This window comes from Neisseria zoodegmatis, assembly GCF_900187305.1.
Taxonomy (GTDB): Bacteria; Pseudomonadota; Gammaproteobacteria; order Burkholderiales; family Neisseriaceae; genus Neisseria; species Neisseria zoodegmatis.
This window is the reverse complement of record NZ_LT906434.1, coordinates 1,150,931-1,163,603: the sequence shown is the minus strand read 5'-3', so window position 1 is coordinate 1,163,603 and position 12,673 is coordinate 1,150,931. Positions and strand designations below refer to the sequence as shown.

At 52.5% G+C, this 12,673-nt stretch carries 11 protein-coding genes; 7 read left to right on the top strand and 4 right to left on the bottom strand.

The window, feature by feature from the left end; genetic code table 11:
- Position 1: 1 nt before the first annotated feature.
- Positions 2 to 130, bottom strand: coding sequence for a hypothetical protein (locus CKV66_RS12750; protein ID WP_255733850.1), 129 nt, complete (start codon positions 128 to 130; stop codon positions 2 to 4).
- Between the two features lie 17 nt (positions 131 to 147).
- Here CKV66_RS12750 and CKV66_RS05400 point away from each other — a divergent pair, with 17 nt between their 5' ends.
- Entirely contained in the window at positions 148 to 942 is a 795-nt protein-coding gene (locus CKV66_RS05400) for a 3'-5' exonuclease (RefSeq protein WP_085363135.1), read from the top strand.
- A gap of 143 nt (positions 943 to 1,085) precedes the next feature.
- On the opposite strand, the gene CKV66_RS05395 is transcribed toward CKV66_RS05400, so the two are convergent.
- On the bottom strand, positions 1,086 to 2,159 hold the full coding sequence (locus CKV66_RS05395; protein ID WP_085363134.1) for a sulfate ABC transporter substrate-binding protein: 1,074 nt from the start codon (positions 2,157 to 2,159) through the stop codon (positions 1,086 to 1,088).
- A 246-nt stretch (positions 2,160 to 2,405) separates the two neighbouring features.
- Between CKV66_RS05395 and CKV66_RS05390 the strand changes: the two genes are divergently transcribed.
- Entirely contained in the window at positions 2,406 to 2,966 is a 561-nt protein-coding gene (locus CKV66_RS05390; protein ID WP_085363133.1) for a pseudouridine synthase, read from the top strand.
- Between the two features lie 36 nt (positions 2,967 to 3,002).
- On the opposite strand, the gene CKV66_RS05385 is transcribed toward CKV66_RS05390, so the two are convergent.
- Positions 3,003 to 3,632, bottom strand: coding sequence for a LysE/ArgO family amino acid transporter (locus tag CKV66_RS05385; protein ID WP_231990528.1), 630 nt, complete (start codon positions 3,630 to 3,632; stop codon positions 3,003 to 3,005).
- Positions 3,633 to 4,261: 629 nt separating this feature from the next.
- On the opposite strand from CKV66_RS05385, the gene CKV66_RS05380 reads away from it, so the two are divergent.
- From CKV66_RS05380 to CKV66_RS05370, 3 genes are all read left to right on the top strand, one after another.
- A complete protein-coding gene (locus CKV66_RS05380; RefSeq protein ID WP_085363132.1) occupies positions 4,262 to 4,525 on the top strand; it encodes a DUF4212 domain-containing protein in 264 nt (87 codons plus the stop codon).
- Between the two features lie 4 nt (positions 4,526 to 4,529).
- Positions 4,530 to 6,299, top strand: a complete 1,770-nt coding sequence (locus tag CKV66_RS05375) for a sodium:solute symporter family protein (protein ID WP_085363131.1) — start codon at positions 4,530 to 4,532, stop codon at positions 6,297 to 6,299.
- Between the two features lie 164 nt (positions 6,300 to 6,463).
- Positions 6,464 to 6,964: a hypothetical protein gene (locus CKV66_RS05370; protein WP_085363130.1), complete on the top strand. Its 501-nt coding sequence runs from the start codon at positions 6,464 to 6,466 to the stop codon at positions 6,962 to 6,964.
- Between the two features lie 214 nt (positions 6,965 to 7,178).
- On the opposite strand, the gene ilvD is transcribed toward CKV66_RS05370, so the two are convergent.
- The gene (ilvD, locus tag CKV66_RS05365; protein ID WP_085363129.1) at positions 7,179 to 9,041 is read right to left on the bottom strand and encodes a dihydroxy-acid dehydratase; all 1,863 of its coding nucleotides are present in this window, start codon (positions 9,039 to 9,041) and stop codon (positions 7,179 to 7,181) included.
- Between the two features lie 393 nt (positions 9,042 to 9,434).
- Here ilvD and CKV66_RS05360 point away from each other — a divergent pair, with 393 nt between their 5' ends.
- Positions 9,435 to 11,477 carry an OPT family oligopeptide transporter gene (locus CKV66_RS05360; protein WP_095197850.1) on the top strand — a complete coding sequence of 681 codons (2,043 nt, stop codon included), beginning with the start codon at positions 9,435 to 9,437 and terminating at the stop codon, positions 11,475 to 11,477.
- A 305-nt stretch (positions 11,478 to 11,782) separates the two neighbouring features.
- Positions 11,783 to 12,517, top strand: coding sequence for an ankyrin repeat domain-containing protein (locus CKV66_RS05355; RefSeq protein WP_095197849.1), 735 nt, complete (start codon positions 11,783 to 11,785; stop codon positions 12,515 to 12,517).
- Positions 12,518 to 12,673 lie beyond the last annotated feature (156 nt).

Here is a 12,673-nt window from a genome sequence, read left to right as displayed (position 1 = left end):
ATCATGTTTTCGCACCGAAAGAATGATTGTTTTGCACGATAAAGTGATATTTTTGCACCATACCTGCGGTGGGCGTTGGCGGTTTTGCCACACTTGGCGCACCGCCTGCTTCATGCCACAATGCAGCCATCTCCGAGGAGCCTCATCATGACCCCTATTCTCGCTTTCGATATTGAAACCGTGCCCGACGTAAAAGGCATACGCACGCTTTACGATATGCCTGCCGACGTATCCGATGCCGATGTGGTAACGTTTGCCCAACAAAAACGCCGCGCCCAAACCGGCAGCGACTTTATGCAGCACCACCTGCATCAGGTCGTCGCCATTTCATGCTGCATGCGCTGGGGGCAAGACAAAATCCACGTCGGCACCATAGGCGAAACCAGCGACGACGAAGAAACCATGATCGCCAAGTTTTTCGACCTTATCGAAACCCACACGCCGCAACTGGTGAGCTGGAACGGCGGCGGTTTCGACCTGCCCGTGCTGCACTACCGCGCCCTCATCCACGGCATCCCCGCCGCCCGCTATTGGGACACCGGAGAAGGCGATTTCGGCGACAGCCGCGATTTCAAATGGAACAACTACATCAGCCGCTACCACAACCGCCATTGCGACCTCATGGATCTGCTCGCCCTCTACCAACCCCGCGCCAGCGTGCCGCTCGACGACATGGCCAAACTGTGCGGCTTTCCCGGCAAACTGGGCATGGACGGCAGCAAAGTGTGGGAAGCCTACCATTCAGGCCGTCTGAAAGACATCCGCGACTATTGCGAAACCGATGCCGCCAACACTTATTTAATGTATCTGCGCTTCCGCATGATGAGCGGCGCACTGGATGCAGACGAATACGAAATGGAAATCAAACGCCTGCACAACTACTTAAAATCACAAGCCGCAGAAAAAGCGCACTGGTCGGAATTTTGCGCGGCTTGGAAATAAATCGTGCCGTATGCGGATTTAATTAAACATGCCGGAAGAAACCGCCGGCAATGTAAGCATCATCTAACTGCTGCTTAGCCGTATCAAAACCGGAGGCCGTCTGAATATATTTTCAGACGGCCTCCAATGCTTCAATCTGCTCTTTACTGCTTTTGAGCCAACTGGTCAAACAATCCGCCGTCGGCAAAATATTTCTTCATAATCTCTTCCCAAGAGCCGAACACTTGGTTGGGGCTGAAGGTTTCCATTTCGGGAAATTCCGACTTGTGTTTTGCCAACACAGCAGGATTGCTCGGCCGCATATAGAATTTGGCGGCAAGCTCTTGGGCGGGTTCGCTCCACAAGTATTTCAGATACTCTTCGGCGGCAGCCTGCGAGCCTTTTTTACCCGCCACGCTGTCCACCACGGCCACGGGGCTTTCCGAGAGAATGGTGTAGCTCGGATACACGATTTCAAATTGGCCGGGTGCGAGGTTGCGGCTGACGTGGTTGGCTTCGTTTTCAAAAGTGACCAACACATCGCCGATATTGCGCTGGGTAAAGGTTGTGGTTGCCGCTCTGCCGCCGTTTTCTAAAACAGGTGTGTTTTTGAGCAGCTTGCCGGTAAATTCTTTGGCTTTGGCTTCATCACCGTTGTTTGTTTTCAAGGCATAACCGAACGCGCCGAGAAAGGCGTAGCGGCCGTTACCGCTGGTTTTGGGATTGGCCAACACAATTTGCAGATTGTCTTTGGCTAAATCAGCCCAATCGCGAATCTGCTTGGGATTGCCTTTGCGCACGAGAAACACGGTCGTGCCGGTAAAAGGCACGGCGTTATCAGGCAAACGGGTGCGCCACTCGGCTTTGACCAAACCTTTTTTCTCCAGCAATTCGATATCGGATGTCTGGTTCATGGTCGCCACATCGGCCTGCAAACCGTTCGCCACCGCCAATGCCTGTTTGCTGGAGCCGCCGTGCGACTGCTGGATGCTGATCTCCGCGCCCGGATTTTTGGCCTGATATGCCTTGATAAATAAGGGGTTGTATTCTTTATAGAAATCGCGTGCCACGTCATAAGACACGTTCAAAAGCTTGATGCTTCCCGAACTTGCAGCAGCACTGCCATCTGAAGACGCGGCAACTTGCGTGCTTTGTTCTTCGGCTTTGGGCGAACACGCCGATAAAGCCAATACTGCGCCGAACAAGGCGGCAAACGATAAAGGGCGTTGTGCAATCATCATCCATTCCTCACATAGATAAATAAGAATGGCCCCACTCTACACAGGCCGTCTGAAAAAGTGAAAGAATGCTTGGTTTTATCGTCATAACGGTTTGGTTATATAGCGAAACACCGCACCAGCCCGCACAAGATGTTTATCCGCTTGAAGCCACGGCTTTTGGGCTTAGCCACCGTATGGCGTACAATACGCAAGCGCGCATACGATGCGGCATCCTGCCACCCTTACAGAAACGCGGTAAACCCAATGAATGACCTGATTGTGTTCAACAAACCCTACGGGGTAATCTGCCAGTTTTCGGCGCACGAAAAACACACCAGCTTGAAAGACTATATAGAAGCACCCGGATTTTATCCGGCGGGGCGGCTGGACACCGACAGCGAAGGGCTGCTCTTACTCACCAACGACGGCCGCCTGCAAACGAAAATCGCCGAACCCAAACACGGCAAAAAGAAAACCTACTGGGCGCAAGTCGAAGGCAGCCCCGACGAAGCAAAATTAAACCTGTTGCGCGACGGCGTGGACTTAGGCGACTTCGTTACCCGCCCCGCCCAAGTGCGCGTGTTGGACGCAGGCGAAACCGACCGTTTGTGGCCGCGCAACCCGCCCATCAGGGAGCGCAAAACCGTGCCCGATTTTTGGTTGGAAATCACCATCAGCGAAGGCAAAAACCGTCAAGTGCGCCGAATGACGGCCAAAACAGGCTATCCCTGCCTGCGTTTGGTGCGGATTGCGGTAGGCCGTCTGAATATCTTTTCGCTTGATTTGGCGCCCGGCAAATGGCGTTTCAGCGCCACCAAGCCTTAAAGAAGCCTTAAAGATTAGTTCAGGCCGTCTGAAAAATCACCACAACACTTCAGCGGCCTGTTTCAGCAAACCATAAGCCAGATAAAACATCATCAGCGCAATCAGGCTCTCCAATATCTGCCAAACACGCTCGCGCCTAAACAAAGGAATCAGCAGCCGCGCCCCATAGCCCAAGCTCACAAACCACACGGCAGACACCGTTAACGCACCGATTAAAAACCATACCTTATCATGATGGTTGAGCGAAGCCGCGCTGCCGCCGATCAGCATTACCGTATCAATATAAACGTGCGGATTCAGCAAAGTCAGTGCCAGCGTAGCAGCCGCCACTTTGAGCGCAGAACGATTGCCGTCCGGCTCCGCGCTTACCGAAAGATGCCCGCCGCCCAGCCACGCCCGTTTGGCATTCATCATCCCGTAACACAACAAAAACACCCCGCCCGCCAAAGCCAACCACGCGGCTCCCGCGGAATGCCCCGACAGCAGCGCGGAAATACCGAATACACCGCAGCTCATCAACACCACATCACACAGCCAGCACAAAAACACCACAATGCCGATATGCCGTTTCAACAGCCCCTGCTTCAACACAAAAGCATTCTGCGCACCAATGGCAATAATCAGGCCGCCCGTGATCATCAGCCCGTTGAAAAAAGCATTCATCATGTTAAGAAATCCACCCAAAAGGAAAAACGATTATCGCGTACATACTCTGGTTTTGCCACGCAAGATTTTTCAGACGGCCTCTACCGGCTTAAACATACATCCCGTCATTTTTAAGCTGCCCAAGCTTCATTTCCAAACAAACCGGGCAGACAGTGTTGTGGATTTACCCCACCCTAAAACTTTCGTTTTCATACCAACCGTCGTACCAATCGACCGCACATTCTCCGCCCGACTCCACATACAGCGCCGATGCCGCCGTTTGCATTGAGAAAACCGAAAAAACGAATAAAAAATAAAGGCAAACAAAACAAAGCATTAAAACAAAACCATCAGCATATGTTTTTACGCCGATAATTTTTATTTATGTCAATTTTGAACAATCATTACTTAATTAATGAATTTTAATAAATTATTTTCTTTTAAATCATAAAGTTAATTAAACAACACCCTGCATTGTAAAGTAATGTATTGCAATAGATTTAATCTATGCTATTCTGCCCCCAGTGCTGCATATTGATCAAACATATTGCGGTTCACTTTACACACTTCAGGATATAAAAAAGCAGCCTTCTGTTTGATATATCCGATTTTTCAAAGAAGAAACTTAAAATTGCAAGGAGGAAACAATCATGTCCAATGAAAAGCATGACGCTACGGGCTATTGGAAAGCGAACGTCCGACTCATTTTCACTTGTCTGATTGTTTGGGCTATCTGTTCATACGGCTTTGCTATCTGGCTCCGGCCGTTGCTCGCCAGCATTCAAGTAGGCGGTTCCGATTTGGGCTTCTGGTTTGCCCAACAAGGTTCCATTTTGACCTTCATCGCCATCATTTTCTTTTATTCGTGGAGAATGAATAAGATCGATGCAGAGTTTGGCGTTCACGAGGAGTAAGACTATGAGCCAATTTGTCATTAACCTGATTTTCGTGGGCGCATCATTTGCCCTGTATTTCGGTATCGCCATTTGGGCGCGTGCCGGCTCCACGAAAGAATTCTATGTAGCAGGCGGCGGCGTGCATCCCGTACTCAACGGCATGGCCACCGCGGCAGACTGGATGAGTGCCGCATCGTTTATCTCAATGGCCGGTTTGCTGGCCATGAACGGATACGGTGCATCCGCCTACCTGATGGGTTGGACCGGCGGCTATGTATTGCTGGCTCTGCTGCTTGCTCCCTATCTGCGTAAATTCGGTAAATTTACCGTTCCCGACTTTATTGGCGACCGTTTTTACAGCCGTACCGCACGTTTGGTTGCCGTTGCCTGTTTGATTGTGGCCTCAACCACTTACGTTATCGGCCAGATGACAGGTGCGGGCGTAGCTTTCTCACGCTTCTTGGAAGTAAGCAACACCACCGGTCTGCTGATTGCCGCCGTTGTGGTATTGTTCTACGCCGTGTTGGGCGGTATGAAAGGCATTACCTATACGCAAGTGGCTCAATATGTGGTGTTGATTATTGCCTACACCATTCCGGCGGTATTCATTTCTTTCAACTTAACCGGCAACCCGATTCCCCCTATCGGCCTGTTCGGCACCGACACCGCTTCCGGCATGCCGCTGCTGCAAAAACTGGATTTGCTGGTTACCGATTTGGGCTTTAAAGCCTACACCGCCGACGTGCCCAACAAGCTGAACATGTTCCTGTTTACCTTGTCGTTAATGATCGGTACTGCCGGCCTGCCGCACGTCATCATCCGCTTCTTTACCGTTCCGAAAGTATCTGATGCACGTTCTTCTGCCGGTTGGGCTTTGGTGTTCATCGCGCTGCTGTACACCACCGCACCCGCAGTAGGTTCGATGGCCCGCATCAACCTGATCAACACCGTGTATCCGAACGGCTCCGAGCAACAGGCTTTGAACTACGAAGCCCGCCCGGAATGGATGAAAAACTGGGAAACCACCGGCTTGCTGAAGTTTGAAGACAAAAACGGCGACGGCAACATCCAATACTACAACGACAAGTCTAAAGAATTTGAAGCCACTGCTACCGAACGCGGCTGGAAAGGCAACGAGCTGACCGTAAACAACGACATTCTGGTACTGGCCAACCCTGAAATTGCCAATCTGCCAAGCTGGGTAATCGGCTTGATCGCAGCAGGCGGTTTGGCGGCAGCCCTCTCTACCGCAGCAGGTTTGTTGTTAGCCATCTCTTCAGCCGTATCACACGACTTGATTAAGAAAACATTGAAACCCGATATTTCCGAAAAAGGCGAATTGATGGCAGCCCGCGTATCCATGACTTTAGCTATCGTTGTCGCCACTTGGTTAGGCATCAACCCTCCCGGATTCGCAGCACAAGTTGTAGCACTCGCCTTCGGTATCGCCGCCGCCTCGATCTTCCCCGCTTTGATGATGGGCATCTTCTCCAAACGCATCAACAGCGCAGGCGCGACGGCAGGTATGTTGGCAGGTTTGATTTCCACCTGTGTGTACATCTTCCTGTACATGGGCTGGTTCTTCATCCCCGGCACCAACACCTTTGAGAATGTTGAAGCCAACTGGTTGTTCGGTATTTCACCCTTATCATTCGGTGCGGTAGGCGCGATGATCAACTTCGCAGTAGCATTCATCATCTCTGCCGCAGGTAAGGCTCCGCCGCAAGATGTACAGGATTTGGTAGAAAGCGTGCGTTATCCGCGTGGCGCCGGCCAAGCAGTTGACCACTAAATCTTGTTGAATTTGGGCTTCCTTCGGGAAGCCCGAACTTTTAAAATACCCGCCTTGTTTACCCGACAACAATACGGCAACAAACCTTAGCCGCAGAAGCATCCTATTCACGACTTAACGACAGCTATGCGGGCTGTATCACCATCACTTCAGAGGAACACGCCATGATTTGGGAATGGATCGCCACTTTATTTGCCGGGCTGGGCGCAGCAGGCATCGTACTCGGCTTGAAATTGATCTTTAAAAAAATGCCGAAATGGGCGGTTCCCGCCAGCGCAGGCTTGGGCATGATATTGTTTCAGGTGTATAGCGAATACACTTGGTACAACCACACCCGCTCCCTGCTTCCCGCAGGAACGGAAGTTGTAGCCGAAATTCCGGATACCGCTTTTTACAAGCCGTGGAGTTATATCAAACCCCAAGTATTGAAATTCGTTGCCGTGAATACCGCCAAAACCCTGCCCGTGAACGGCGACAACCGAATCATTCAGGCCAACCTATATTTCTTCGAACGGCGTATGAGTGCCAACACTTGGCCGGTGCTGATCGACTGCGATAAAAAATTGCAGGCCAATGTGAAAAACGTAGAAAACGGCATCCCCCAGCCCGACAGCTGGAACAAAACGCCTTATACGGAAAACATTGCCGCAGCGGTGTGCAAATAACGCACGATAGCCCGAACGGGCAGAAAAACAAGCCGTAGAAACCGCGAAACAGAAGAGCAAATCTTTCAATGAACTCGAAAATTTAACTCTTCTGTTTCGTTTTATTTTGGATTCGGATTGAGAAAGCATACATACTTCAACCTCGATTGCCTTCCATCAAACCAAGAGGCCGTCTGAAAACAGGTTTTCAGACGGCCTCTTCATCATTCAACGCTTATTTGCGCTCGACTTGGCTCACATCGCGCACCGCGCCGGTGTCGGCGGAAGTGGTCATGGCCGCGTAAGCACGCAAGGCGGCGGAAACGCGGCGGTCGCGGTTTTCGGGTTTCCACGCTTTGGCTCCGCGCGCTTCCATTTCGCTGCGGCGCACGGTCAACTCTTCATCGGAAACGGCCAAACGGATGCTGCGGTTGGGGATGTCGATTTCGATGGTGTCGCCCTCTTTTACCAAACCGATGGCACCGCCTTCTGCCGCTTCGGGCGAAACGTGGCCGATGCTCAAGCCGGAAGTGCCGCCTGAAAAACGGCCGTCGGTGAGCAAGGCGCAGGCTTTGCCCAAGCCTTTGGATTTCAGGTAGCTGGTGGGATACAGCATTTCCTGCATGCCCGGGCCGCCTTTCGGACCTTCGTAGCGGATAATCACAATATCGCCGGCGACGATTTGGTTATCCAAAATGCCTGCCACGGCGGAATCTTGGCTTTCAAACACGCGCGCGCGGCCGGTGAATTTGAGAATGCTGTCGTCCACACCGGCGGTTTTTACCACGCAGCCGCGCTCGGCGATATTGCCGAACAGCACCGCCAAGCCGCCGTCTTGCGAATAAGCGTGTGCTTTGCTGCGGATACAGCCGTTTTCGCGGTCGAGGTCGAGCGAAGGCCATTGTCGGTTTTGAGAAAAGGCTTCGATGGTGCGCACGCCGCCCGGTGCGGCTTTGTAGCGCTGATGTGCGGTTTCGTTGGCTGGATTGGTGATGTCCCATTTCGCCAGCGCATCTTTCAAGGTTTTTTCGTGAACGGTTGAAACGTCGGTTTTCAGGCAGCCGGCGCGGTCAAGTTCGGCCAGAATACCCATCACACCGCCCGCACGGTGTACGTCTTCCATGTGGTATTTCTGCGTGGCCGGTGCAACCTTACACAAACACGGCACTTGGCGGCTGATGCGGTCGATGTCGGCCATTTTGAAATCCACTTGCGCTTCGCTGGCGGCGGCCAACAGATGCAGCACGGTGTTGGTGGAACCGCCCATCGCCACGTCCAAACTCATGGCGTTTTCAAACGCGGCTTTGGTGGCGATGCTGCGCGGCAATACGCTCTCGTCGTCTTGCTCGTAATAGCGTTTGGTAATTTCCACAATCAGACGGCCTGCTTCCAAAAACAGTTCTTTACGGCCTGCGTGGGTGGCCAGCAGCGAGCCGTTGCCCGGCAGCGACAGGCCCAAGGCTTCGGTGAGGCAGTTCATCGAGTTGGCGGTAAACATGCCGGAGCAGGAGCCGCAGGTCGGGCAGGCGGAACGTTCTACCGCAGCCACTTCTTCGTCGGACACTTCATCGTTGGCGGCATCCACCATCGCGTCCACCAAATCCAGCTTGCGGGTATCGGTGATGTTGGCCACGCCGATGACTTTGCCCGCTTCCATCGGGCCGCCTGAAACAAATACGGTGGGAATGTTCAGGCGCATGGCGGCCATCAGCATGCCGGGGGTAATTTTGTCGCAGTTGGAAATGCACACCAGCGCGTCGGCGCAATGCGCGTTCACCATGTATTCCACCGAATCGGCAATCAAATCGCGGCTGGGCAGGCTGTAGAGCATACCGCTGTGGCCCATGGCAATGCCGTCGTCCACCGCGATGGTGTTGAATTCTTTGGCCAAACCGCCCGCTTTTTCGATTTCGCGCGCCACGAGCTGCCCCATATTGTGCAGATGCACATGGCCGGGCACGAATTGGGTGAACGAGTTGGCAATGGCGATAATCGGTTTGCCGAAATCTTCGTCGGCCACGCCGGTGGCACGCCATAAAGCGCGCGCACCGGCCATATTGCGGCCGTGGGTGGAGGTTTTGGAGCGGTAAGCTGGCATGGTGTGTTCCTTTGTATGGAATATTCGGGAAGTTTGTGTATCGTCGGCCGTCTGAATGTTTCAGACGGCCTCAATCTTTTTTCATGAAGCTGCGGCAGGCTTGAAACGCGCTTGATTCCGAAACGGCCGCACGCTCGTTCAAAGCCAAATTTGCCGTATAAAAACAGGCGCGTATTTTATACCAGTTAAGGCCGTCTGAACACGCTGCGGCTGCATTTCCAAACGCTGCCGCCGGTCTCTTTTTCCTAAAGCCTGCATTGCCTGTTTTTAATGTTTTCAGACGGCCTCAACTAGATAACACTTTAACATTCATTCTTTCCAAATGTATAACATTTCTTGACATATCCTAAATTACCAAACAATATTAACGGTTTCCAATACGGAGAACACAATATGTCGCAACAATCACATCATCATGACCCCTATGCGGGATACCGCGAGTTAACCCTTCGCGGTATGGTTTTAGGCGCGTTGATTACGGTGATTTTTACCGCATCCAACGTTTATCTCGGCTTGAAAGTCGGCCTCACTTTTGCTTCCTCGATTCCTGCCGCCGTGATTTCCATGGCGATTCTGAAATTCGCCAAAGGCAGCAACATCTTGGAAAACAATATGGTGCAGACCCAAGCGTCTGCCGCAGGCACGCTTTCCACCATCATCTTCGTGCTGCCCGGCCTGCTGATGGCGGGCTACTGGAACGGCTTTCCGTTTTGGCAAACGTCGCTGCTGTGCATGGCGGGCGGTATTTTGGGCGTGATTTTCACGATTCCGCTGCGTTACGCCATGGTAGTGAAAAGCGATCTGCCCTATCCCGAAGGCGTGGCGGCGGCTGAAATTCTGAAAGTCGGCAGCAGCGAGCATGACGGCAAAAAAGAAAACGGCAACAAAGACAGCGGCATCGGCGAAATTGCCGCCGGCGGCTTTTTAGCCGGGCTGTTGAGCTTCGCCAGCAACGGCTTGCGCGTAACGGCCGACCACGCCAGCTACTGGTTTAAATCGGGCAACGCCATCTTCCAACTGCCGATGGGCTTTTCATTGGCCTTGTTGGGCGCAGGCTATTTGGTCGGCATCACCGGCGGTATCGCCATTCTGGTGGGCATTTTCATCGCGTGGGGCGTGGCCGTGCCTTATTTCTCGTCTGCCGTTCCCCAACCCGCCGATATGGAAATGGCGGCCTACGGTATGCAGCTTTGGAAAGAAAAAGTGCGCTTTATCGGCGCGGGCACCATCGGTATTGCAGCGATTTGGACGCTGATTACCCTGTTCAAACCGATGATGGAAGGCATGCGCTTATCGTTCCGTGCGTTTAGCGGTAAAGCCGAAGTTTCCACCCAACGCATCGAACAGGATTTATCGCCCAAGTCGATGATTTTGTGGACTTTAGGCATGATGGCGATTTTAGCGTTCAGCTTTTACCACTTTATCGAAGCGGCCAACATTCCCGCCGGTTTGGGCTGGCTGCTGGTCATCGTGTGCACCCTGCTCACGTCCGTCATCGGCTTTTTGGTGGCCGCCGCCTGCGGTTATATGGCCGGCTTGGTGGGTTCGTCATCCAGCCCCATTTCAGGCATCGGCATCATTTCCATCCTGACCATTTCCATCGTTTTGCTGCTGATCGGCGAATCTTCAGGGCTGTTTGCCGATGAAGGCACGCGTCAGTTTATGCTGGCCTTAACGCTGTTCTGCGGCTCGGCGGTGATTTCGGTGGCATCGATTTCCAACGACAACCTGCAGGATTTGAAAACCGGTTATTTGGTGCAGGCTACGCCGTGGCGTCAGCAAATCGCGCTGATTATCGGCTGTATCGTCGGCGCGGTGGTGATTGCCCCCGTGTTGGAAATCCTATATGAGGCTTACGGCTTCACCGGTGCGATGCCCCGCGAAGGCATGGACGCATCCCAAGCCCTTGCCGCTCCCCAAGCTACGTTGATGACCACCATTGCCCAAGGCATTTTCGCCCACAACCTGCAATGGACATACATTTTCACCGGCGTTGCCATCGGCGTGGCATTGATTATTGTGGATTTTGTGTTGAAGAAAAGCAGCGCTTCCAAACTCAGCCTGCCGGTTTTGGCCGTGGGCATGGGCATTTACCTGCCGCCTTCCATCAATATGCCGATTATCATCGGCGCGGTATTGGCGGCAGTGCTGAAAAATATCGTCCGCAAACGCTATCCGAACGATACGGAAAGCCGTCTGAAAAAAACCGAACGCGCCGGCACGCTGTTTGCCGCCGGTTTGATTGTGGGCGAAAGCCTGATCGGCGTGATTATGGCCTTTATCATTGCCGCCTCCGTAACCGGCGGCGGCTCGGACGCCCCGCTCGCGCTCAACCTCGACAACTGGAGCGGCATCGCTTCATGGCTGGGCTTGGCCGCCTTTATCACGGGCATGCTGATTTTCGCCAAACGGGTTTTAAAATCAGTCCGCAATTAAGCATCGCAGCCTAAAGCTGCGCTATCTAAACAGGCCGTCTGAAAACAGGTTATGCGGGTTTCGCTAAAACTGTTTTTCAGACGGCCTTTGTATGGCAAACAACAGTGAAGCAAATACCGTGATAAAAAATACAGCTTAAACTAATAAACCAAAGAAAAAACGATATTGCTGAAAGAAACGCCCTTTTCCTCCGTCTAACGTAAACTTTACAAGGCCGTCTGAAACTGCGGGTAAAGTTTCAGGCGGCCTCTTATTTTTCGCCCTACAATATTTCATTTCCACACCGCTTTTTCAAAGGAAACTGTATGTCCATTAAAAAATTTATCCCCGCCGCCCTGCTTGCAGCCGCCTTCGTTTTGCCCGCAGCCGCTTCGGCCGCGCCTGCTGTCAAAGGCAAATTCCGTTACAGCATGGCCGAAATGCAGGATATCGCCAATCCGAAAAAACTTTCATGGCGCATTTTCTACGACAAACCTTCCGAAGGCCCCGATGCCGAATGGTTTGATGCCGTGAAGCAAGGCAACTTAGCCAAAGTGAAAAAAATGGTGGCCAAAGGCCAAAACCTCGAGGCCAAAGACGAGGCCAGCTTGGGTCAAACTGCGCTCGGTTGGGCGGCGTTTATCGGCTATGAAGACATGGTGGATTACCTGATTGCCCAAGGTGCCGATTTGAACGCCACCGACCGCGGCGACGTGTACAACGTGCTCAAATCCGCCGTATTGGGCAAAAACACCAAAATCGTGCGCAAGGTGTATGCCAAACTGAAAGACAAAACCGATTTGAACGACCAAACCGTAGAAAGCGACGGCGAAACGCTGCTGATGGTGGCTGCCAGCAACAACCGCATCGAAACGGTGAAATACCTGCTTTCACTTGGTGCAAACCCGAACTTGGTTACCACCCAAACCAACAAATCCGCCGGCTCGTACAACCAAAGCGCACTCTCTTACGCCTGCACCCGCGGGCATAAGGAAATGCAGGCTTTGCTGATTTCCAAAGGTGCCATCAACCACCGCACCGGCAAATCAAGCTGCGAATAATATCTTTGCCAGGCCGTCTGAAAAAATGGTTTCAGACGGCCTTTTTGCGAATGCGGCAAACCTTGGGTTTCAAAACTGTTTGTAGAGGCGGATTGCATATCCTCCCCTACAAACGACACGTCATACTCGGGCTTGACCCGAGTATCTTTTAAGCCT

Bases quoted from the DNA above. Each gene is read 5' to 3' on its own strand.
- CKV66_RS05390 (WP_085363133.1), top strand. From the start codon at position 2,406: ATGAATGACCTGATTGTGTTCAACAAACCCTACGGGGTAATCTGCCAG.
- CKV66_RS05395 (WP_085363134.1), bottom strand. From the start codon at position 2,159: ATGATTGCACAACGCCCTTTATCGTTTGCCGCCTTGTTCGGCGCAGTA.
- CKV66_RS05360 (WP_095197850.1), top strand. From the start codon at position 9,435: ATGTCGCAACAATCACATCATCATGACCCCTATGCGGGATACCGCGAG.
- CKV66_RS05400 (WP_085363135.1), top strand. From the start codon at position 148: ATGACCCCTATTCTCGCTTTCGATATTGAAACCGTGCCCGACGTAAAA.
- CKV66_RS05370 (WP_085363130.1), top strand. From the start codon at position 6,464: ATGATTTGGGAATGGATCGCCACTTTATTTGCCGGGCTGGGCGCAGCA.
- CKV66_RS05375 (WP_085363131.1), top strand. From the start codon at position 4,530: ATGAGCCAATTTGTCATTAACCTGATTTTCGTGGGCGCATCATTTGCC.
- CKV66_RS05385 (WP_231990528.1), bottom strand. From the start codon at position 3,632: ATGATGAATGCTTTTTTCAACGGGCTGATGATCACGGGCGGCCTGATT.
- CKV66_RS05355 (WP_095197849.1), top strand. From the start codon at position 11,783: ATGTCCATTAAAAAATTTATCCCCGCCGCCCTGCTTGCAGCCGCCTTC.
- CKV66_RS12750 (WP_255733850.1), bottom strand. From the start codon at position 130: ATGGCTGCATTGTGGCATGAAGCAGGCGGTGCGCCAAGTGTGGCAAAA.
- ilvD (WP_085363129.1), bottom strand. From the start codon at position 9,041: ATGCCAGCTTACCGCTCCAAAACCTCCACCCACGGCCGCAATATGGCC.
- CKV66_RS05380 (WP_085363132.1), top strand. From the start codon at position 4,262: ATGTCCAATGAAAAGCATGACGCTACGGGCTATTGGAAAGCGAACGTC.